The following is a 20,794-nucleotide window of genomic DNA, read 5'->3' as shown; positions in this document are numbered from 1 at the left end:
TTTCTTGATAGGTTGATTTGTGATACAATTAGTGTGAAATCTAGTAAATAAATAGTGTCAGTTACTTGACATAAGAGGGTCACGTTGAAGAAGGCGAAAATTTCCACGATTCAGTGGTCCGTGAGGTTCAGGAAGAAACTGGCTTGGTCATTCACAAGGCCCGTCTAGTTGGTATTAAGCATTGGCCTGATCAGGATGGTCATCGCTACATGGTCTTGCTCTACAAGGCGACTGACTTTTCTGGGCAGATTCGTTCCTCAGAAGAAGGTGAGGTTTTGTGGGTGGACAAGGCAGAGCTGGCAAACATGGACCTAGCCTATGACCTGCTTGAAGTCCTCAAAGTCATGGATAGCCCTGATTTGTCGGAATTTTTTTATACCCAAAAAGATGATAAGGGAGAGTGGGATAAGAATTATCGTTAAGAAACAGGTTTCAAACCGGTTTCTTTTTTATTTTTTTCAAAAGATACAAAAAATGAATAAATATTCACTTTCATGTTGACAAATGTATAAAAATAAATTATACTGAGAACATCTTTTAATGAGAACGGTGGAAAAATATGGTTATTATAGGTTTTAAAGCCCGATGGGCTATCAAATGAAGTGGGTATAAATATACGTTTTTTGAATGGAAGGAGAATAAGTATGAATTTGAAAAAGATTGTAATGGCAAGTTTTACAGCAGTAGCTGCTATGACCTTGGTAGCTTGTGGGAGTTCTGCAACTGATACTGAGGACACATCTCTGTCAAAAATTGAGGAAAAAGGCAGTCTGGTTGTGGCCTTGAGTCCTGAATTTGCACCTTTTGAATTTAAGACCTTGGTGGATGGAAAAGATACCTTGGTTGGAGCAGATATCGAATTGGCGAAGGTTATCGGTGAGGAACTGGGTGTGGAAGTTGAATTTTCAGCAATGAGTTTTGATAATGTCTTAACCAGCGTTCAAAACGGAAAAGCAGATATTGCGATTTCTGGAATATCAGCCACTGAGGAACGGGCAAAGGTATTCGACTTCTCTCTCCCTTATTACACCTCGACAAATAAAATTATCATCAACAAGTCGGATGTGAATGAATTTACCGATCTTGATTCCTTAGCAACAGCCAGCTTTGGGACACAAAAAGGTTCCATTCAAGAGCAAATAGCCAAAGAGAAATTTACTTCAGCTACCATCGTCTCTCTAACGTCAAATGGTGAGCTGGTCAATCAGCTCAAGTCGCAACAATTAGATGCGGTCGTATTTGAAGAACCAATTGCTATGGCCTATGTTGCCAAAAATGATGACTTAATGCTTCTTGATGTCGAAGTAACAAGTAGCTATTCAGATGCCTATGCTATTGCCATGCCAAAAGGAAGTGAAGCCTTGAAGGAAAAAATTGATACCATTGTGAAAGACTTAGTTGAATCTGGTAAAATGGATCAATTTGTTCAAGAAGCATATGATCTTTCTATTCAGCAATAAATCTTAACACTAAGCGTTCAATATACAGTAAAACTCCTAGAATTCTAGGAGTTTTTTGATGATAGAATGATAATTTTAGAGTGGTAGAAGGGGAGGTCTGAAGCTTAGCTTTTTCTTGAATGAAGTAGCCATTGTGCCACTAGTTTGATTATCAAAGTCGAGCTGAACAAGATTGCAAAGAAATAACCTGAGAATACCATCAATTGTTTCCAAACAGGCTGGCTGGTTAAGCCTGGTTGTAGTATGGGATAGTCCAGTTGGAAGCTAAAGGAAAATAGACGAGAAGAAATATATAAGCTTATCAATAAGCAAGTGAACCAAGCCAGTCCTAGACCCAAGCAGGTCAAACTGAGATGGGTAGAGTAGGATGCCGGGCTAATTTGATTCATGATTAAAAAACTGCGGTGGTGTTTGCGGTCGGAAATGACCAACCAAAGGGCATGAGCAATAAGCAGCAAGGGGAAAACGTAATAAAGAGATGGAAAGAGATTGCTTAATAACAAGTAGAAATCTTTAGGAGCTTTCTGATAGCGATGGATTTTGTTCCTGCTGACCAGTTCGCCGAGAAGGAAGGTTTCTTCCTGAAGTTGGTTCAGGGTAAAACCGTATACTTGCTGTCCTGCTTGTTTCCAAGTCAGTAGTTGCCTGTAAAGTTCCAATTGTAGGCGGACTACCGTTTGACTTTTTCCTTCCAGGTGTTCTTTTTCTAGGTAATCTGCAGATAATTGCATCACTGTTCGGTAGTGATTTTCCATCTCAGCTGTCCAATCTTTCTTCGCTCGATTTTCTGGCAAGAGGGCTTGGCTACTTTCCTTGTTTAGACGGATAAGTTCTTGTCGTTCTTCCTGAGCCAACTGGTCGGCTTGAAAAAGGGTGCGATAAGATAGCCCAAAAACGAGTCCACTGATGGCTAAGAAGGAGATTAGCAGGATATGGTGACGCAGCAAACGTCGTAGAAAAAACGGAAACAAGCTCATTCTTTTTTCTCCTCTCCGAAAATTTCTGTATAGAGCCGCTCAGCTTGACCTTGAACAGGATGGATAGAGAGTAATTGGATTGGGAGACTTGTCAGGGCCCGCATCACCTGATCAAGACTGACTTCATGACTATCGATTTGTATCAGATTGTCTTTCAGATAGAGGGGAAAAGTCTTTGAAAGAGCTTGAAAAGCTAACTGATTGTCACTAGTATCAATTTGATAAACCTGCCCTACTGTCGATAAGCTTCGTTCGATTAATTTACCATTTTTCAAAAAAAGGAGCTGGTCAGTCAGTTGATCCACTTCGTTGAGGTGATGAGAGGAGACGATGATTGTTGATCCATTTTTTGCCATTTTTAGCAGTAAATTCCGGGTTTGGATATAGCTGGCTGGGTCGAGTCCATTGAGTGGTTCATCCAAGAGAATCAGTTCAGGCTCAATCATGATTCCAAGAGCTAGCAAGAGGTGTTGCTTCATACCAAGTGAGTAGGATTTGACAGGTCGATGGACATAGTCTGCAATTCCGATTTCTTCAATGACCTGTGCAGTTCGTTCTTTATCCAATCCTTGTGCCTTTTGCACGAATTTTAAATGCTCTAAGCCAGTTAATTCAGGGTAGAGAATGCGGTTGTCTTGTAAATAAGCAAACTTTTGATAGATTTTTCGATCGGTATTTGGCAGTCCTAGAATATCAATGCTACCTTGGTCGGGTGTTTGGAGGTTGGCGATGCAGTCCAATAAGGTTGTTTTTCCTGCCCCGTTTGGACCGATCAGCGCCCAAATCCCTGGTCGGTCAATTTCTAGAGACAATTGATCTAGAATGCTACGTTTTCCATAGGTTTTTGATAGATTGTGAATGGCTAATTTCATCATTTAAACCTCCCTAGTATCGTGAGTGAGACTGAAATAGAGTAGTCCATAGACCAAGCAACTTGCAATAGAAAGAACAAGGTAGGCATGGGAGAAGGAGAATTGCTGGTTATTGGTATGAACCAGTAGGCTGCCATCTGCGATAGCGCCAGCATTCCAAAGGGCAAAAGGATTTAAAGGATGCTGGATCCAAGATCCTCCGAGGGCAAAACCCAAGGTCAATAGACAGCCAGCCAAGGGACTTTTTGTCACATGTGTCACCAATTGAGCCAAACCGAGGATTAAAAAGAGATAGAGAAGTTCCAGCCCAAAACTGATCAAAACTGCCTGATAAATCGGCTTGATGATTAGCTCCACCTGGGAATGAGGGACAAAGGTATCGATTCCATTTGAGATATAGTGAGTGATAGGGTAGGACCAGCTAGAGGCGCCATTTACCAGAAAAATGATTGAATAGTGAAGAGTATAAACAGTTATATAAGAGAAAAGGAAGAGTCCAAGAAAGGCAAGGGCCTTGTGACTAATGATGGTTCGAGGTGACAAGCCCACAGTTTTTAGGAAGCGCCGTTGCCGATTGAGCCCTGTTTGATCTTTTGTATAAAAATCAGCAAAGAGCAGAAGAAAAAGTGGAAGTAGGTAGAGAATTCCCCAACCTTTCAGGCTAAACCAAATCTGATGACTAGTACCTTTTAGAGCCTGCTTGCCCAGTCGATAGATTAATTCCCTGTCAGCCTCAGTCTCAAACTGATCAAATTCGGTCAGGAAATAATCAACAGGAAAGGCAGTAGGTAGTTGGAGCTCTTTTAGATAGCGGGAAACTGCAACAGTGTTTTCAATCGTCTGGCTAGGAATATCATAACTATCATAGGTCGTGGAGACATAAGCACCATCTCTAAAGAGATTCTGAATATTTTTCGTGTAAAAATAATTCCAATCTTCCTTTTCAACTGCTTCCAGTTCCATTTTGTAAGTATCTAAATAGCCCTCAATAAACTCTTTTTCCTCTTGATAGCTAGCCTCATCAATTAGCTCTTGTTGGTAGGCTGCCTCGATTTCATCCCCAAGATGCTCGAATCTGGACAGGAATTGCTGGTAGTATTGAACCTTTTCTTCTTTTGCTACCTGATGGTTGTAGGAGAAATAAAGGGATTGGCCCAAAAGCAGAGCGCCTAGAAGAAACATGAGGAAAACAAGTTTTTTCTGTCTAAAGAATTGTTTGAGTTCGATTTCTAGCATGTCTTCTCCTTATATTTTTTTGTATTTGCAAGTATATTATATAATATACTAATTTTCTATGCAAGAAATCCTACTAGAGAAAGCTAAAAAAAAGAAGAAAGTAAGCAATTTTGCAGGTTTTTATCCAGAAAAACTTGAATATTTGCAAAAATATGCAAAAAAATTGAATAAAAATACAACAAATTTGTTGACAAGTGAATAAAATTCATTTACAATAGACTCATCCCTAAGAGATTGGATCTAGGGGGGAAGAAAAAGAAACAAAGGATTATGATATCATGGGAATTAAAAAAATTTTACTTGCAGCTACTACATTGATAGCAGGTTTTAGCTTGGCAGCTTGCTCTTCATCGACTGATTCTAGTCAAACAACTCTTGAAAAAATTCAAGAAAAAGGGACCTTGGTAGTCGCAACCAGCCCAGACTACGCACCATTTGAATTCCAAACCTTGGTAGATGGAAAAAACCAAGTGGTGGGAGCAGATATTCTCTTGGCACAAAAAATCGCTGATGAGTTGGGTGTTGAACTTGAAATCTCATCTATGAGTTTTGACAATGTCTTGTCAAGTGTACAATCAGGTAAGGCAGATATTGCTATTGCAGGTCTTTCTTATTCAGAAGAAAGAGCTCAGGTTTTCGATTTCTCTGAAAGCTACTATCAAATCGAAGATGTCTTGTTGATTCAACAATCAAACTTGGACAGCTATACTAGTCTAGATGCTCTATCAGGTAAAAACCTTGCGGTACAAAAAGGTTCAACTCAGGAAACCTATGCCAAAGCTGAGATGAGCATGGCAAATATCGTATCTTTAACTTTAATGGGTGAAGCAGTCAATGAATTGAAATCAGGTCAAGTAGAAGCAGTTTTGATGGACTCTCCTGTTGCAGCTGGTTATGTTTCACAGAACTCTGATCTTGCGGTTGCTAATATTAGCTTCCCAACAACGGAAGAGAACTCAAAAGTTATTGCTATGCCAAAAGGAAGTGATGATTTGAAAGCAGCTATTGATGCTGTTATCAAAGAAGTCGTTGCTTCAGGCGAGTTTGAAACCTTCTTAGAAGAAGCAGCAACCTACACCGTTTCAGAATAATAAAATAAAAAAACTTGCCAGGCAAGTTTTTTTATTTGTCAGTCAAAGGAGCTACTTTGGCTTGCAAGTAATAGGTTGTCAAACGAGGGATGGTCAACTTAACACCAGTTTGGTCTGGATAGATGGTAAATTGCTCGATTGGAAGAGCGTTAGATGAGAATACAAGTTTGTATTCCCTATCAGCAGGCAGATCAAGCTGAACATCATAAAGGTCTTGGTCATTAAAATTATTGACAACTAGAATCTCTTGCTCATCACTAGTCCGAGAAAAAGCATAGAGATTGGCTTCAGGATCAATCTTAACCCAGTTGAAGCCTTTTTCATAAGCCTTGTAGTCGTATTTCCAGAAGGCATCGTGTTCTCGATAGAAAGTTGCTAGTTCCTTCATCATCTGGTGGAAGGACTGGTGAACAGGGAAGTCTAGCAAGGTCCAGTCCATTTCTGTGTACTCATGCCATTCACGGATATGGCCCCATTCATTGCCCATAAAGAGCAATTTTTTACCTGGATGAGCAAAATAATAGCTGTAATAGGCACGGGCAAGGTGGAACTTATCTTCATAGTTGCCATTCATCTTGTCAACGATGGAGAGTTTTCCGTGGACCACCTCATCGTGTGATAGTGGCAAAAGAAATTGCTCGGTTTGGTTGTAGTACATACCGAAGGTCAATTCATTAGAATGGTGCTTGCGGTAGATAGATGGTCGCTCCATGAATTTTAGGGTATCGTTCATCCAACCCAGGTCCCATTTCATATCGAATCCGATACCACCTTGTTCGAGTGGATGAGTAACTCTCGGATAGCTGGATGAGTCTTCCGCAATCATGAGAACACCCTTGAATTCTTGATGGACGAGGGCATTGACCCTTTTGATAAATTCAACAGCGGAATGGTTGATTTTACTTTCTTCTGTTTCTCCACGCCAGTAGAGTAAGTAGGAGAGGGCATCGACACGGATTCCATCAAAATGAAACTCCTTGAGCCAATATTTGATATTGGAAAGGAGGAAGGAGCGTGTGAATCCCTTGCCTAAGTCAAAATTGGCAGTTCCCCACTGACGGTTTTCACGGTCGTGTTCCTCTGGATATTCATACAACCAACTGCCATCAAACTGATAGAGTCCATGAGCATCCTTGCAGAAATGTAGTGGAACCCAGTCTAGAATCACACCAATACCAGCTTGATGACATTGATCCACCAAGTATTTGAGTTCATCAGGCTTTCCGTAGCGACTGGTTGGACTGAAATAGCCAGTTACCTGGTAGCCCCAAGATGCATCAAGTGGATGTTCCATGACAGGCATGAGTTCGATATGGGTATAGCCGTTCTCTTTGACATAGTCAATCAAGAGCGGAGCGATTTTCTTGTAGGAATAAAAGGCTTCTGCAGGTGCCCCCGATTCGTTTTTATTTGCAAATTTCTGTTTCCATGAACCTAAATGAACCTCGTAGATGGAGACGGGGGCTTCTTTGAAGTTGTAATCAACGCGCTCATACATCCAGACATCATCTTTAAATTTATAGCGGCTGTTGTAGGTTAAGGAAGCAGTATCTGGCCGCAGTTGGCTAAAACGCGCAAAAGGGTCAGCCTTGTATAGTTCCCATCCCTGGTGGGTGACCAATAGATACTTATAGGATACCAAGGACTTAATATCTGGGACGTAGAGGCCGAAAATTCCTTGGCCCTGATTTTCCATCTGGTGGGTCCGTTGCCAGTCATTAAAATCTCCAATGACAAATACCTGGGCAGCATTTGGGGCATAGACTGTAAACTGGATCCCCAAGATCTTGTTCCCTTTTTTGACAAAATGGGCACCGAATTTATCATGGAGGGAGCTATGCTCACCTGACTGCATGAGGTAGAGGTCGAAATCACTAAAATTGGTCATATATCTCCTTTCACAAAACCAGCCTAGCTGGCAGTTTGTCATTTTGGGAAAGCGTGAGTAGACGAATCCCACTTCCTGTTTGAATTTGGAAATTGAATGTTCAGAGGAATGCTCTAATAGCTATACTTTTTCTAAAAACCTCCAACAACCAGTGTGATTGTTGAAGGTTTATCTTTTTTCAAATGAACGATTAGAGGTTCTCTAGGCTGTAATTTCCTCGTAGAGCCAAATATATTTTTGGGCGGAAGCCTGCCAAGAAAAGTCTCTTGTCATGGCTTCTTTGACCATAGTTTCCCAATCGGCAGGACGAGTATAATACGTTTCAAGGGCAAAATCATAGACTTGTTTCATGTCGTAGGCGTTCTTACCTCCGAAACTAAAGCCTGTTCCTTCCTTGGTTTCGATGTGGTATGGGGTTACAGTGTCAACCAAACCGCCTGTCTCACGAACTAAAGGTAGGGTTCCGTAGTGCATGGAAATGAGCTGACTGATTCCACATGGTTCAAACATAGACGGCATCAAGAAGAGGTCGCTTGCTGCATAGATTTGATGAGCAAGAGGCTCATTGTAGCCACGGTAGAAGGCAAATTTTTCAGGATAGGCATGCTTGAAGTGATGGAAGGCATTTTCAATGTCTGTTTCACCATTTCCTAGAATAACAAACTGCACCTGAGCCTGAAGGAGATGGCCAAGAACTTCTGTTAATAGATAGAATCCTTTTTGCCAGGTCAAGCGTGATACGATTCCGACCAAGATGACATTTTCGTCTTGTGGCAAGCCAAATTGAGCTTGAAGTGCGAGTTTGTTCTTTTTCTTATCGGAAAGGTTAGCGAGACCATAGTTCGCAACCAAGAGTTTATCTGTTTGACTGTCCCAACTATCGTAATCAATACCGTTGACAATACCGACGAGGTCATGGCGCCGAAGTTCTAGCACATGCTGCATATTTTCACCGAATTCTTCGGTCAGGATTTCACGAGCATAGGTCTCAGAAACAGTTGTCACCTTATCTGCATAGAGGATACCAAGCTTCATAAAGCTGATACAATCATCATGGAAGCGAGCAATGCCATCGAGATAGTAACTATAATTCATTCCCAAAGCAGACCAAAGGGCCTGTTTATGGAAAATACCTTGGAAGGCAAGATTATGGATGGTAAAGACGTGTTTGATGCGGCAGAATTCTTCGCGGTAACTATAGAAAGTTCGGCAGAGGAAGGGGATAGCCGCAGCATGCCAGTCATGGCTATGGATAACATCTGGGAAGAAGTGAAGGGCTTCCAAGAGTCGACAAGTCGCATGCTGGAAGAAGCCAAAGCGCATGGCATCATCGTCATAACCATATAGTTCATCCCGTTCAAAGAAATCACGGTGTTCGATGAAGTAAAAGGTTACTCCGTCAACTACCTGGCTATAGACATTGGCCATTGATTGGATATCGCCAGCCCGTACATCAAAACTAGAAACATAATCGAAATCAGCATGGTTGTTGATGGCGATTTTTTTATAGAGTGGAAGGACGACACGAATATCCAAGCCCTGATGAACTAGCTCTTTTGGTAGAGAACCAATTACATCGGCCAAGCCACCTGTTTTAATGAATGGCAGTCCCTCAGATGCGACAAAGAGAACGGATTTTTTTGTCATGGATACTCCTTATCTAGATGATCTGGTGAGCCTTTAAGTAGGCAGGTGAAGTCGTACTTCCTTTGATATCTGTTGGATGGATAATCTTGGTTGATTTATCGATAATGGCATTCTCAATGTTGGCGCCGCTCTTAATGGTCACACCATTCAAGATGATGGAGTTTTTGACAACAACGCCTTCTTCGATGACAACATCCCGGTCGATTACAGAATTTTCGACTTGACCATTGATATTTGCACCGTTAGAAATCAAGCAACGTTTTACTTCAGCGAGTGGGCCATAAAGGCTTGGAGAACTGTCGCTTGTTTGTGTGTGGATTGGCCAATCGTGTTTAAACAAGAGTTTGCGCGTGTCTTGGTCAATCAATTCAATCTGAGTATTGAAGTAAGAAGAAACGGTATTGATGCATGCAACAAAGTCACGGTGGGCATAGCCCATGATCTTGTACTGGTCCACCATATCGCGGAGAATATCTTTGAGCCAATAGAGGGAAGACACCTTGTTGGCACGTGTAATCAACTCGATAAAGGTAGTGCGTTTCATGATATAGGCTTCAAGTGAAACGGGACGATTTTTGTATTTGCCGTGGTTCTCTTCGAAGGCAATAACTCGCTTATCGTCACCGAATTTCAAGGTTTGACAACCAATAAAGTTTTCCTTGGCATCCGATACATTTTTATACAAGACGGTAATGTCTGCTCCTGTTGCTTGATGCTCAGCCATTACTTTTGTAAAATCTTGGCTGTAAATAAAGTAAGAAGGTGCAATGAGGACGTACTCTTTGGTTGAATTTTCAATGTAGTGGATGTTTTCTGAAAAGGCATTGATATCGTGTTGGTAAACGGAATTTGGATCAGTCGCACTATTTAAAAGACGCAGTGAGCCACGTTTGCTGTTGATATTGTAATGCTTACCAGTTCCTACGTGCTGGATAGTCGACCGCATTTTTGCAGGCATATAGACTTGGAATTCTGTGATTCCAGAGTTTGACATGTTTGAAAGTGGGAAGTCGATTAAACGATAGCGTCCCAAGAAACCGAAAGCTTGTACGCCGCGGTGGTCCATGACATCACCAAAATGAACATTGTTTCCTTCGATATTGACGATTCCGAGAGTATTTCTTAACATAAGCTTCCTTTCTTACTTGGTTACATTCTTATCAATGAGGAGAATTTGGTCTTCTGTTCCAGCTAGAGTAACGCCTGCAGCGATTTTGACATTTTCTGCGACGATGACATAGTCTAGAGAGGCGCCTTCACCAACGACAGCACCTGGAAGGAGAACAGAGTTTTTAACAATTGCTTCGTGCTCAACTTCAACATCAGTCGAAATCACAGAGTGTTCTACGAAGCCATCAATAATTGCACCCTTGTCGATATAGGCTGATTTGACAGTAGCAGAAGAACCAATTACTTGAGCAGGAGAACCCTTGTCCTCTGAATAAATACGCCAAGTACGGTCTGACAAATCTAGGTCTCCTGCATGATCAATCAAGTCCATGTTGGATTCCCAAAGACTGTTGACTGTACCCACGTCTTTCCAGTAGCCACGGAATGGATGAGCAATCAACTTGCGGCCATCTGCTAAGTATTTAGGAATAATATCATGTCCGAAATCGTGAGAAGAAGTGTCCAATTTGTCGTCTTCTTGTAGGTATTTTTTCAACGTCTTCCAAGTGAAGATATAGATACCCATTGAAGCTAGGTTGCTCTTTGGATTTTCTGGTTTTTCTTCGAATTCTTCAATGCGGTAATTTTCATCCGTGTTCATAATGCCGAACCGAGATGCTTCTTTGATTGGGACTTCAATGACTGCAATGGTTGCATCCGCCTTATTTTGAACGTGTGTATCAAGGAGTTTATCGTAATTCATCTTGTAGATGTGGTCACCAGAGAGAATCAAGACAAACTCAGGATCATGAAGGTCGATAAAGTCGATGTTTTGTGTAATGGCATCAGCTGTACCTTTGTAGAGTCCAAAGCCTTCGATTTTTTCACTCGGTGGGAGGACAAAGACACCAGATTCCTGTACATCCAATCCCCAACGTTGGGATTGGGCAACATAAGAGTTAAGCAAAACTGGTTCATACTGGGTCAAGACACCAACGATATCAATACCAGAGTTTGCACAGTTACTGAGTGGGAAGTCGATGATGCGGTATTTACCACCGAATGCGACAGCAGGTTTGGCAACTTTCTTTGTCAAACCCTCTAGACGAGTACCTCGTCCACCAGCAAGAATCATAGCTAATAATTTATTTTGTGCCATGTCATCACTCCTTTAACATATGATAGGTATATTATAGCACAAAAAAAAAAAGAATGAAAGCGATTTCTGTAAATTCGTATAGAAAAGTTACAGAAATACTTTCATCCTTGTTATTACAACAAGTAAAACGATTTTGTTAATCGAATTTGACTTCCTCCAATAGGAAGTTGATGAATCGTTCACCCATATCCGACAGCATGGTTTTTTCATGCTGGATATAGACTAACTCAATCTGGTCGTCGTAATCAAGTGGAATGGACACGATATTGTCACCATTTAGGTTGGAATTAAGGATACCAGTTGCGATGGTATAGCCATCCAAACCAATCAAAAGATTAAAGAGAGTCGCCCGGTCAGAAACGACGATGGACTTTTTATGGTGTTCTTGAGAGAGGATTTCTTCTGAAAAATAGAATGAATTGTGAATACCTTGCTCATAACTGAGATAAGGAAAATCAACCAAGTCTTCCAAAGTCAAGACTTCTTTTTGAGCGAGCGGATTGGTCTTACTGACAAAAACATGAGGATGAGCAGTAAAAAGATGAGTGTGGCTAAGGCGATTGTCGTCCAAGAGTTTTAAAAGAACATCCCGGTTAAAATTATTGAGGAATAGCACGCCAATCTCTGAACGGAAGTTTTTCACGTCATCGATAATTTCCCAAGTCCGCGTTTCCCGCAAGAAGAGCTCGTAGTCTTCCATCTCTGTCTCTTTTAAGAGAGAGACGAAGGCATTGACTACAAATGCGTAGTGTTGAGAGGAGACACTAAAGAGTTTCCGCTTGGCACCAGGATTTTTATAGCGTTCTTCTAATAGCTCAGTCTGTTCAACCACCTGACGAGCATAGGAAAGAAACTCCATACCATCCTTGGTCAAGGTAATTCCTTTTGGATTGCGGTAGAAAATCTTGATCCCCATCTCTCTTTCCAAGTCTCGTACGGCATTAGACAGGCTTGGCTGGGTGATAAATAACTGCTTAGAAGCTTCGTTCATACTGCCTGTTTCGGCAATCTTGATAATGTAGTGTAACTGTTGTATTCTCATAATTCTATTGTACCATGAATTGACAAAAATATAAGAAAAATGTATAATGCCAACAATAAACCTTTAACTGAGTCCAGAGAGGCGAAGAAGGAAACAGGAATAAGAAGGCACATTCTGCCTTTTTTCGTGTAACCTTGCTAGCCAGCAAGGTTTTTTCTCTCTATCGACCTTTCTGTTTTCCCTGAAAATAGAAAAGGAGTACAGATGGCGTTAAAAGAAGATTTAGTGATTGTTGCGCAGCAGGAGATTGCCAAAGGGATTTTTTCCCTCATCTTAGAAGGCGATATGGTTAAGAGCATGTCCTGTGGCCAGTTCGTTCATATTCGAGTTCCTGACCAGTCCATGGTTCTCCGCAGACCTCTTTCGATTTCACAGATTGACACCGCAGCAAGACAGTGCCGCCTGATTTATCGAGTGGAAGGACGGGGGACGGATTATTTCTCCAAAATGACAGTGGGACAGACCCTGAATGTTCTGGGCCCCTTGGGTAAGGGATTTCCGACTGACTTTTTGGAAAAAGGCAGAGCTGTTCTTTTGGTTGGAGGAGGGATTGGTGTTCCCCCTCTGGTTCAAGTCGCAAAAGAGGCTGCTCAAAAAGGATGTCGCGTTTTATCAGTCATTGGATTTGCTCATAAGGATGCGGTCATATTAGAAGAAGAACTGTCAGCTTATGGTGATGTATTGGTGACCACTGATGACGGAAGTTACGGTCAGGAAGGAACTGTCGCAAAGGTGATTGATAACTTGAAAGAAGACTTTCAAGCCATCTATTCTTGCGGTGCAGCGGGGATGTTAGTTTATCTGGATAAGACTTTTCAGGACCATCCTCATGCTTATTTGTCTCTTGAGGGGCGGATGGCATGTGGCACAGGAGCCTGCTATGCCTGTGTTGTCAAGCCTAAGCAGGGGAAAAACCATGAAAATGTCCGAGTGTGTAAAGAAGGGCCAGTTTTTGAGACTGGCAGTCTGTCCTTATAGGAGGTAAAGCATGAAAAATCCACTGACTGTTTCCTTACCAGGTTTAGAGTTGAAAAATCCCATTATTCCCGCATCTGGCTGCTTTGGATTTGGGCAAGAATTTGCGGAATTTTATGACTTAAATCGCCTTGGATCCATCATGATAAAAGCGACGACTCGACATCCTCGCTATGGCAATCCAACACCTCGAGTCGCAGAGACACCGGCAGGTATGCTCAATGCCATCGGTCTGCAAAATCCAGGAGTGGATGTGGTCCTGGCTGAAAAGCTTCCCTGGTTAGCTAAACACTATCCATCATTACCAATTATTGCCAATGTCGCTGGTTTTTCTAACGACGAATATGCCTATGTATCAGGAAAGATTTCACAGGCTCCGAATGTCAAAGCCATTGAACTCAATATTTCCTGTCCCAATGTAGATCATGGCAAAAATGGCTTGCTGATTGGGCAAGTTCCTGAATTGGCCTATGCAGCTGTAAAGGCGGCGGTAGATGCTGCATCTGTTCCAATTTATGTCAAGTTAACACCAAGTGTGGCAGATATTACCCAACTTGCTAAGGCGGCTGAAGATGCTGGTGCAGCAGGACTCACCATGATCAATACCCTTGTAGGCATGCGGTTCCATCTCAAAAATAGACAACCGATTTTGGCGAATGGAACAGGTGGCATGTCAGGTCCAGCTATTTTTCCTGTCGCTCTAAAACTCATCCGACAGGTTGCACAAACAACTCGTTTGCCAATTATCGGTATGGGGGGTGTTGATTCAGCTGACGCTGCCCTTGAAATGATGATGGCTGGGGCGTCAGCGATTGGTGTAGGGACTGCCAATTTTACAGATCCATTCGCCTGTCCCAAGATTATTGATCAGCTACCAGTGAGGATGGATACGTATGGAATCGAGAGTTTGGAAAGTTTGCATCGACTTGTACAGTCTGACCTGGGGTGGGCTGATCATTGACAAGCACCAAATAAAAGAGTAGTATAGAAATAGTTAAAAACCTTTAACTGAGTCCAGAGAGGCGAAGAAGGGTCACAGGATAAATAGAGGCGGAGTCTAGGCTCTCACTCTCTTTTGGTGCAACCCTTGCTGATTTGGCAGGGGTTTTTGTGTCTGAATTTTGGAGGTCTTATGAGAGAATTATCCCCAATTATCGCCCTAGATTTTGCCAGTTTAGAGGAGGTCAAGGCCTTTCTAGCTCAGTTTCCAGCAGATGAGCATCTCTTTGTCAAGGTTGGGATGGAGCTGTTTTATGCGGAAGGTCCAGCGGTCATTCGTTATATCAAGTCACTAGGTCATCGGATATTTTTAGATTTGAAATTGCATGATATTCCACATACGGTTGAGTCGGCCATGCGGGTACTAGCGACACTGGGTGTCGATATGACCAATGTCCACGCAGCAGGCGGCTTTGAGATGATGCAGGCGGCTCGGAGGGGACTAGGGCAGCAGGCTCGCTTGATTGCGGTGACCCAGTTGACGTCCACTTCAGAGGAGCAAATGCAGAGCGACCAGAACATTCAGACCAGTTTGCAGGAGTCCGTTGTCCACTACGCTCGGTTAGCAGACAGGGCCGGTTTAGACGGTGTCGTCTGTTCAGCTCAAGAAGTTGGTCTTATCAGAGAGGTTACCCAGCCAGACTTCATCTGTCTGACACCCGGCATTCGACCAAGTGGCAGTGACATCGGAGATCAAAAACGTGTCATGACTCCAGGACAAGCGGCGCAAATCGGATCTTCCTACATCGTTGTCGGCCGTCCGATTACGCAGGCGGATCATCCTCTTCAGGCCTATCAGGCTATCAAGCAGGAGTGGAGTGGTCATGACCAGTAAGATTTATCAGGCAGTGATTGACCGTCCGCTAGGCTACCAAGATTCTTGGGGAAATGTGTATCCCCTTAACTACGGCTACATTCCCAACCTCATAGCTGGTGACGGTGAAGAGCAGGATGTCTACGTCCTTTCAAGAGCCGTTGAGCAGGCAGTGACGCACTTTGAAGGTCGACTGGCTGCTGTCATTCATCGGCGAGATGATAATGAAGACAAGTGGGTCCTGACAGGAGCAGATGAAGTGGTTAGTTTGACACAAATCACAGAAGCAACATACTTTTTAGAACAGTATTTCGATTCATGGATCGAAATGATATAGAAAAGGAGTAAAATTATGACACTTTCAAGTAAAATCGCATCGCACTTATTGGATATTAAAGCAGTTTATTTGCAACCCGACAAGCCATTTACTTGGGCTTCAGGCATCAAATCTCCTATCTACACAGACAATCGCATCACCTTGTCCTATCCAGATACACGCAACTTGATTGAAGATGGTTTTGTTCAAGCAATCAAGGCAGAATTTCCAGAGGTCGAAGTCATTGCAGGAACTGCAACAGCTGGAATTCCTCATGGTGCGATTGTGGCTGACCGCATGAACCTGCCATTTGCCTACATTCGAAGCAAGGCAAAGGAGCACGGTGCAGGTAATCAGGTTGAGGGCCGTATTGTCAAAGGGCAAAAAATGGTTGTGATTGAAGACTTGATTTCAACCGGTGGCTCTGTTTTAGATGCCGTTGCAGCTGCTGAACGAGAAGGGGCAGAAGTGCTTGGTGTGGTGGCAATTTTCACCTACCAGCTTCCAAAGGCAGACCGAAATTTTGATAATGCAGGTGTTAAACTGGTTACGCTCTGCGATTATTCTGAGCTCATCAAGGTGGCAAAAGTGCAGGGGTATATCAACGCGGACGGCCTCAGTCTCTTGAAAAAATTCCGCCAAAATCAAGAGGATTGGCAAGATTAAGAAAAACTGCGCATGATTAGTGGGAAGAAATTCATGAAAATGGTATAATTTTTTTCATGTATAGATATTTCTTTTCCATTTTGCAAAAATGCATGCTAGTGCTGACTATTTTTTGGTTGGGCACAGCCCTATATTTTCTATTTAACCTTTCTTTGCTTGCAGGATTGGCTAGTCTGATTTTTGGTTTTTTAGCTGTTCGCAAACGTGACTGGGTCAAGGCCTGCTGGAGGTACCTGATGGCACGTAAGCCATGGGTTATGGTTGTAGCTCTGCTGTTTCAGTTACTGGTCTTGTTTTCAGCAAACCTGCTGGTCCGTTCCGATGCGGCAGTTGTCTTGAATGGTGCCCTAAAAATCTTGCCAGACTTGTCCGTTTCGAGTTATTTGTCGCGCAATCCCAACAACTTGTCTTTATTTTTAGCGGAGCGCTGGCTTTATAATCTTTTGGGTGAGTGGACGATTTGGGTTTTAGAAGCCATCGGTTTTATCTGTATGAATGCAACAGCTCTCATTTTATATCGAGCCGGTAAGGACTTTCTAGACCAACAATTGGCGGATATGGCCTTTACATTTTACATGTTGATGTTGGGATTTTCTCCCTATGTCATTCAAACTTACACGGATGTTGCGGGCTTGCCTTTTTTGGCGCTTCAGGTTTACTTGATTTTGAAAGCCCTGCAATCAGAGACGGTGTCGTGGAAGAACATGTTTGGTTTGGGCCTAGTAGCAAGTCTAGCCTTTACCTTTAGACCAACTGCTGCGATTTCCATTATTGCCTTCTTCATGGTTTCGTTGTTAAAAGGCAATTGGAAGAAATTGATGCTCTCATTTTCTCTCTTTTTAATTAGTTTTGGTTTATTCTACGGTGGAAAAACCATTATAGAACAAGAGCAAAGGGAAGTTGTTATTATTCAAGATGAGGCCTTGGCCAAGAGTTGGTTGACCTTTATCAACCTTGGTTTGACCTATACAGGAACGGATCAAGAGGACATGAAGGCAGGGCTTTTGACCTACATTGATGAAGAACTGCATACTGTCTATAACAACGGAATGTTTGCTAATAAAAATGAATGGGCAGAAATCAAGCGCCGTTTGTCAGAATACACTGTTTGGACCTTTGCCCAGCATTTGGTGGTCAAGTTGAACAACACCCTATACGACGGGACCTTGAATTGGATTTATCGTAGTCCAGAATTGGAAAAAACTACCTACATCTCTCCCCACTATCCGCTTACTCAAAATAACGGGCTTGCCCAATGGGTGCGAGAAACGATCTTGGAAAAGGATGGGGAAAATTTTAAGGCCTATCAGCTTGTGAAACAAATTTGTTGGATTTTGTTGGTGATTGGCTTGGTGTATTCTGTTACGCATTATGTACCAGATGAAAGAAGGCAATTTGTTATCTTGACGGTGTTTGGTGGTATTCTCTTTTTGATGATTTTTGAAGGTGGTAAGGCGCGCTACTTGCTTCAATTCCTACCTCAAATTGTCTTTATGGCAGCCTTTGGCTGGTCAGATTTAGTAAAGAAAGAAGGTAGAAAATGATCTCAGTAATCGTACCATGTTACAATGAGGAAGCCTCTATTCCCATCTTTTATCAGGCCATGGAAGCCGTGCGTTTGGAAATGGGAGAGGTATTTGAATATATTTTTGTAAATGATGGTTCTAAAGATCAGACGCTTGCTGTTTTACGAGAAGTTTCCAGCAAGGATCCAGCTGTGAAATACCTGTCTTTTTCACGCAATTTTGGCAAAGAAGCTGCTCTCTATGCAGGTTTGAAGGAGTCAACTGGTGAATTTGTGACAGTCATGGATGTTGATTTACAAGATCCTCCACGTATGCTGATTGAAATGAAGACCATGTTAGATGCGGATGCAGAGCTGGATTGTGTCGGAACACGTCGTGTCAATCGTGATGGTGAGCCTCCTATTCGGAGTTTTTTTGCAAAACTTTTTTATGCCTTGATGAACAAAATCAGTCAAGTAGAGGTGGTTGATGGAGCTCGAGATTTTCGTTTGATGAGACGGCAGATGGTGGATGCTATCTTAGAAGTGTCGGAATACAACCGCTTTTCAAAAGGCATTTTTGCCTGGGTTGGGTTTGAGACCAAGTACCTTCCTTACCAGAACGTTGAGCGTGTAGCAGGGGAGACAAGTTGGTCTTTCTGGTCGCTCTTGTCTTATTCGATAGAAGGGATTATCAATTTTTCCGAAGCCCCGCTTAATATCGCTTCATTTGTTGGTTTTTTCACCTTCTTACTCTCTCTCTTTCTCATGGTTGTAGTGGTTGTTAAGACCTTGGTTTTCGGAGATCCGACAATCGGCTGGCCATCGACTATTTGTATTATCCTCTTTTTAGGTGGGCTCCAATTGATGACGATTGGTATTTTAGGGAAGTACCTAGCAAAAGTCTTTATGGAAACGAAAAAACGCCCTATCTACTTGATCAAAGAAAAAAATAAATAAGGAGCTGTGATGCAACATTCTGCCTGGCATGAACAGATTAAGGCTCAATTGCCTGAGCACTATTTTGGGAAAATCAATCAGTTTCTAGATACTGTCTATGCAAGTGGGACGATTTATCCACCTCGTGAAAAAGTTTTCGCTGCCATTCAGGAAACTGCCTTAGAAGATGTCAAGGTCGTGATTCTAGGGCAAGATCCCTATCACGGACCTGGTCAGGCTCAAGGTTTGTCCTTTTCAGTTCCAGAAAGCATACCCGCTCCGCCTTCTCTCCAAAATATCCTAAAAGAACTAGCGGAAGATGTAGGGGGGAAAGCAAGCCATGATTTGACATCGTGGGCGCGTCAAGGAGTTCTCTTGCTCAATGCCTGTCTGACTGTACCTGCTGGCAATGCCAATGGGCATGCAGGTCAAGTTTGGGAGCCCTTTACTGATGCGATCATCCAGGTGGTGAATAACTTGGAGCAACCGGTAGTTTATATCCTCTGGGGAGCATATGCTCGAAAGAAAAAGGCTCTGATTACCAATTCACGCCATCTGATTATCGAGTCTGCCCACCCGAGTCCTCTATCAGCCTACCGTGGATTTTTTGGTAGCAGGCCCTTTTCTCAAACCAATGCCTTTCTAAGAGCCAATGGGGTTCAGGAAATCGATTGGACTCACTCTTAGAGAGATTACTGCCTTGCTTCAAAGCACTAGATAAAGGAGACGTTTTATGCTATTGATTAAAAATGGTCGGGTTTTAGATCCAAAGTCGCAGGTTGATAAGGTATGTGATATCCTAATCGATGGTCAAAAGATAGTAAAAATAGCAGAGCAGCTGGACAGTAAGGACTGTGAAGTCATTGATGCGACTGGACTGGTTGTCGCTCCAGGGCTGGTTGATGTCCATGTTCACTTTAGAGAACCTGGTCAGACCCATAAAGAAGACATTCACACTGGTGCCTTGTCAGCAGCAGCGGGTGGCTTTACATCGGTAGTGATGATGGCCAACACCAATCCAACAATCTCGACAGTTGAAACCTTGCAGGAAGTCTTGGTGTCAGCTCAAAAAGAAGCCATTCATATTTATAGCGTTGCAACGGTTACCCATCAGTTTGATGGGAAGAATATCACGGATTTTGCCGCTTTGAAAAAGGCTGGCGCTGTTGCCTTGTCTGATGATGGCATCCCATTGACTAATGCGGCGGTTGTCCGTGCTGCCATGCAAGAAGCAAAAAAACAAGACATGCTCATCAGTTTACATGAAGAAGATCCTGATTTAAATGGAATTCTGGGTTTAAATGAAGGGATTGCTGCCAAGCATTTTCATGTCTGTGGTGCAACTGGTCTGGCTGAGTATAGCATGATTGCACGAGATGCCATGATTGCTTATGAAACAGGTGCAAAAGTCCATATCCAGCACCTATCAAAAGCTGAATCAGTCAAGGTTGTGGCCTTTGCCCAAGGATTGGGTGCCAAAGTATCGGCGGAAGTTGCTCCCCAGCATTTTTCACGAACAGAAGACCTGCTCCTGACCAAGGGAGCCAATGCCAAGATGAATCCCCCGCTTCGGACAGAGTCGGATCGATTGGCTGTGATTGAAGGGCTGAAATCAGGTGTCATTTCGGTAATTGCGACAGACCATGCACCGCACCATGCGGATGAAAAGGCTGTCTTAGACATCACGCAAGCTCCTTCTGGTATGACAGGTCTTGAGACCTCGCTTTCCTTGGGCTTGACCTACTTGGTTGAAGAAGGACATCTCAGCTTGATGGACTTGCTAGAAAAGATGACCCTGAATCCAGCGCGTTTGTATGGCTTGGATGCGGGTTACTTGGCTGAAGATGGTCCAGCAGATTTGGTCTTGTTTGATCCACAGGCACAACGACTGGTTGGAGAGACTTTTGCTTCAAAATCCTCAAACTCTCCATTTGTTGGTGATTTATTAAAAGGCGAAGTTCTGTTGACTATCGCTTCTGGGAATATTGTTTATCAAAAAGTCTAGGTCATCTAGGCTTTTTCGTTTGAAAATGGCAAGAAAGTTTTCAGGCGGCATTTTCAGAATGACGAACATTTTTTGTTTGAAAAGGGTTGCAATA

Annotated in this window: 20 protein-coding genes and 1 pseudogene; 13 read left to right on the top strand and 8 right to left on the bottom strand. The window is 42.7% G+C overall.

Annotated features, from left to right (window positions below):
* Window positions 1-89: 89 nt before the first annotated feature.
* Window positions 90-422: pseudogene (locus J5566_RS01420) on the top strand (8-oxo-dGTP diphosphatase); the annotation flags it as partial.
* A gap of 222 nt (window positions 423-644) precedes the next feature.
* The gene (locus tag J5566_RS01415; protein ID WP_244228913.1) at window positions 645-1,460 is read left to right on the top strand and encodes a transporter substrate-binding domain-containing protein; all 816 of its coding nucleotides are present in this window, start codon (window positions 645-647) and stop codon (window positions 1,458-1,460) included.
* A 104-nt stretch (window positions 1,461-1,564) separates the two neighbouring features.
* Here J5566_RS01415 and J5566_RS01410 read toward each other — a convergent pair whose 3' ends face one another.
* From J5566_RS01410 to J5566_RS01400, 3 genes are read right to left on the bottom strand one after another with little or no spacing between them, the layout of a single operon-like run.
* The gene (locus tag J5566_RS01410) at window positions 1,565-2,437 is read right to left on the bottom strand and encodes a hypothetical protein (protein WP_208561765.1); all 873 of its coding nucleotides are present in this window, start codon (window positions 2,435-2,437) and stop codon (window positions 1,565-1,567) included.
* Window positions 2,434-3,312 carry an ABC transporter ATP-binding protein gene (locus J5566_RS01405; RefSeq protein WP_244228912.1) on the bottom strand — a complete coding sequence of 293 codons (879 nt, stop codon included), beginning with the start codon at window positions 3,310-3,312 and terminating at the stop codon, window positions 2,434-2,436. Before J5566_RS01405 ends, J5566_RS01410 begins: the two co-directional genes overlap by 4 nt.
* On the bottom strand, window positions 3,313-4,545 hold the full coding sequence (locus tag J5566_RS01400) for a hypothetical protein (RefSeq protein WP_208561764.1): 1,233 nt from the start codon (window positions 4,543-4,545) through the stop codon (window positions 3,313-3,315).
* A gap of 58 nt (window positions 4,546-4,603) precedes the next feature.
* Here J5566_RS01400 and J5566_RS01395 point away from each other — a divergent pair, with 58 nt between their 5' ends.
* Complete coding sequence (locus J5566_RS01395) at window positions 4,604-4,747, top strand: hypothetical protein (RefSeq protein ID WP_208561763.1); 144 nt, start codon at window positions 4,604-4,606, stop codon at window positions 4,745-4,747.
* Between the two features lie 82 nt (window positions 4,748-4,829).
* Window positions 4,830-5,636 (top strand): ABC transporter substrate-binding protein, encoded by an 807-nt coding sequence (locus J5566_RS01390; protein ID WP_208561785.1) that lies wholly within the window; start codon window positions 4,830-4,832, stop codon window positions 5,634-5,636.
* 31 nt (window positions 5,637-5,667) lie between these two features.
* Here the strand turns inward: J5566_RS01390 and glgB are convergent, their stop codons facing one another.
* The 5 genes from glgB to J5566_RS01365 all read right to left on the bottom strand — a co-directional run bounded on the left by glgB (window position 5,668) and on the right by J5566_RS01365 (window position 12,482).
* Window positions 5,668-7,524, bottom strand: a complete 1,857-nt coding sequence (gene glgB / locus J5566_RS01385) for a 1,4-alpha-glucan branching protein GlgB (RefSeq protein ID WP_208561762.1) — start codon at window positions 7,522-7,524, stop codon at window positions 5,668-5,670.
* Between the two features lie 201 nt (window positions 7,525-7,725).
* The gene (gene glgA / locus J5566_RS01380) at window positions 7,726-9,171 is read right to left on the bottom strand and encodes a glycogen synthase GlgA (protein WP_208561761.1); all 1,446 of its coding nucleotides are present in this window, start codon (window positions 9,169-9,171) and stop codon (window positions 7,726-7,728) included.
* 13 nt (window positions 9,172-9,184) lie between these two features.
* Window positions 9,185-10,300: a glucose-1-phosphate adenylyltransferase subunit GlgD gene (gene glgD, locus J5566_RS01375; RefSeq protein WP_208561760.1), complete on the bottom strand. Its 1,116-nt coding sequence runs from the start codon at window positions 10,298-10,300 to the stop codon at window positions 9,185-9,187.
* Window positions 10,301-10,312: 12 nt separating this feature from the next.
* Window positions 10,313-11,440, bottom strand: a complete 1,128-nt coding sequence (locus tag J5566_RS01370) for a glucose-1-phosphate adenylyltransferase (RefSeq protein ID WP_208561759.1) — start codon at window positions 11,438-11,440, stop codon at window positions 10,313-10,315.
* Window positions 11,441-11,576: 136 nt separating this feature from the next.
* A complete protein-coding gene (locus J5566_RS01365; RefSeq protein ID WP_158454686.1) occupies window positions 11,577-12,482 on the bottom strand; it encodes a LysR family transcriptional regulator in 906 nt (301 codons plus the stop codon).
* Window positions 12,483-12,686: 204 nt separating this feature from the next.
* Here J5566_RS01365 and J5566_RS01360 point away from each other — a divergent pair, with 204 nt between their 5' ends.
* The 9 genes from J5566_RS01360 to J5566_RS01320 all read left to right on the top strand — a co-directional run bounded on the left by J5566_RS01360 (window position 12,687) and on the right by J5566_RS01320 (window position 20,700).
* Window positions 12,687-13,460, top strand: coding sequence for a dihydroorotate dehydrogenase electron transfer subunit (locus tag J5566_RS01360; protein WP_208561758.1), 774 nt, complete (start codon window positions 12,687-12,689; stop codon window positions 13,458-13,460).
* A 10-nt stretch (window positions 13,461-13,470) separates the two neighbouring features.
* A complete protein-coding gene (locus J5566_RS01355) occupies window positions 13,471-14,418 on the top strand; it encodes a dihydroorotate dehydrogenase (protein ID WP_208561757.1) in 948 nt (315 codons plus the stop codon).
* A gap of 171 nt (window positions 14,419-14,589) precedes the next feature.
* Window positions 14,590-15,291 carry an orotidine-5'-phosphate decarboxylase gene (pyrF, locus tag J5566_RS01350; protein ID WP_208561756.1) on the top strand — a complete coding sequence of 234 codons (702 nt, stop codon included), beginning with the start codon at window positions 14,590-14,592 and terminating at the stop codon, window positions 15,289-15,291.
* Window positions 15,281-15,607 carry an inorganic diphosphatase gene (locus J5566_RS01345; RefSeq protein WP_208561755.1) on the top strand — a complete coding sequence of 109 codons (327 nt, stop codon included), beginning with the start codon at window positions 15,281-15,283 and terminating at the stop codon, window positions 15,605-15,607. The genes pyrF and J5566_RS01345 overlap by 11 nt, the downstream gene beginning before the upstream one ends.
* Window positions 15,608-15,622: 15 nt before the next feature.
* Entirely contained in the window at window positions 15,623-16,252 is a 630-nt protein-coding gene (pyrE, locus tag J5566_RS01340) for an orotate phosphoribosyltransferase (protein ID WP_208561754.1), read from the top strand.
* Window positions 16,253-16,488: 236 nt separating this feature from the next.
* Window positions 16,489-17,796, top strand: a complete 1,308-nt coding sequence (locus tag J5566_RS01335; RefSeq protein WP_348002271.1) for a glycosyltransferase family 39 protein — start codon at window positions 16,489-16,491, stop codon at window positions 17,794-17,796.
* Window positions 17,793-18,716: a glycosyltransferase family 2 protein gene (locus tag J5566_RS01330; protein ID WP_205030658.1), complete on the top strand. Its 924-nt coding sequence runs from the start codon at window positions 17,793-17,795 to the stop codon at window positions 18,714-18,716. Before J5566_RS01335 ends, J5566_RS01330 begins: the two co-directional genes overlap by 4 nt.
* A gap of 9 nt (window positions 18,717-18,725) precedes the next feature.
* Window positions 18,726-19,382 (top strand): uracil-DNA glycosylase, encoded by a 657-nt coding sequence (locus tag J5566_RS01325; protein ID WP_208561752.1) that lies wholly within the window; start codon window positions 18,726-18,728, stop codon window positions 19,380-19,382.
* Between the two features lie 46 nt (window positions 19,383-19,428).
* On the top strand, window positions 19,429-20,700 hold the full coding sequence (locus tag J5566_RS01320) for a dihydroorotase (protein ID WP_208561751.1): 1,272 nt from the start codon (window positions 19,429-19,431) through the stop codon (window positions 20,698-20,700).
* Window positions 20,701-20,794: the final 94 nt, after the last annotated feature.

The organism is Streptococcus suis, assembly GCF_017601095.1.
Classification (GTDB): domain Bacteria; phylum Bacillota; class Bacilli; order Lactobacillales; family Streptococcaceae; genus Streptococcus; species Streptococcus suis_Z.
Note: the sequence above shows the minus strand (reverse complement) of the source record. Positions and strands in the feature narration are given on the sequence as shown.

Excerpts from the sequence above, each read along its gene's own strand:
- pyrE (WP_208561754.1), top strand. The coding sequence starts at position 15,623 with ATGACACTTTCAAGTAAAATCGCATCGCACTTATTGGATATTAAAGCA.
- J5566_RS01345 (WP_208561755.1), top strand. The coding sequence starts at position 15,281 with ATGACCAGTAAGATTTATCAGGCAGTGATTGACCGTCCGCTAGGCTAC.
- J5566_RS01330 (WP_205030658.1), top strand. The coding sequence starts at position 17,793 with ATGATCTCAGTAATCGTACCATGTTACAATGAGGAAGCCTCTATTCCC.
- glgB (WP_208561762.1), bottom strand. The coding sequence starts at position 7,524 with ATGACCAATTTTAGTGATTTCGACCTCTACCTCATGCAGTCAGGTGAG.
- glgA (WP_208561761.1), bottom strand. The coding sequence starts at position 9,171 with ATGACAAAAAAATCCGTTCTCTTTGTCGCATCTGAGGGACTGCCATTC.
- J5566_RS01410 (WP_208561765.1), bottom strand. The coding sequence starts at position 2,437 with ATGAGCTTGTTTCCGTTTTTTCTACGACGTTTGCTGCGTCACCATATC.
- glgD (WP_208561760.1), bottom strand. The coding sequence starts at position 10,300 with ATGTTAAGAAATACTCTCGGAATCGTCAATATCGAAGGAAACAATGTT.
- J5566_RS01355 (WP_208561757.1), top strand. The coding sequence starts at position 13,471 with ATGAAAAATCCACTGACTGTTTCCTTACCAGGTTTAGAGTTGAAAAAT.
- J5566_RS01395 (WP_208561763.1), top strand. The coding sequence starts at position 4,604 with ATGCAAGAAATCCTACTAGAGAAAGCTAAAAAAAAGAAGAAAGTAAGC.
- J5566_RS01325 (WP_208561752.1), top strand. The coding sequence starts at position 18,726 with ATGCAACATTCTGCCTGGCATGAACAGATTAAGGCTCAATTGCCTGAG.
- J5566_RS01365 (WP_158454686.1), bottom strand. The coding sequence starts at position 12,482 with ATGAGAATACAACAGTTACACTACATTATCAAGATTGCCGAAACAGGC.
- J5566_RS01370 (WP_208561759.1), bottom strand. The coding sequence starts at position 11,440 with ATGGCACAAAATAAATTATTAGCTATGATTCTTGCTGGTGGACGAGGT.
- J5566_RS01335 (WP_348002271.1), top strand. The coding sequence starts at position 16,489 with ATGGCACGTAAGCCATGGGTTATGGTTGTAGCTCTGCTGTTTCAGTTA.
- J5566_RS01415 (WP_244228913.1), top strand. The coding sequence starts at position 645 with ATGAATTTGAAAAAGATTGTAATGGCAAGTTTTACAGCAGTAGCTGCT.
- J5566_RS01320 (WP_208561751.1), top strand. The coding sequence starts at position 19,429 with ATGCTATTGATTAAAAATGGTCGGGTTTTAGATCCAAAGTCGCAGGTT.
- J5566_RS01400 (WP_208561764.1), bottom strand. The coding sequence starts at position 4,545 with ATGCTAGAAATCGAACTCAAACAATTCTTTAGACAGAAAAAACTTGTT.
- J5566_RS01405 (WP_244228912.1), bottom strand. The coding sequence starts at position 3,312 with ATGATGAAATTAGCCATTCACAATCTATCAAAAACCTATGGAAAACGT.
- pyrF (WP_208561756.1), top strand. The coding sequence starts at position 14,590 with ATGAGAGAATTATCCCCAATTATCGCCCTAGATTTTGCCAGTTTAGAG.
- J5566_RS01360 (WP_208561758.1), top strand. The coding sequence starts at position 12,687 with ATGGCGTTAAAAGAAGATTTAGTGATTGTTGCGCAGCAGGAGATTGCC.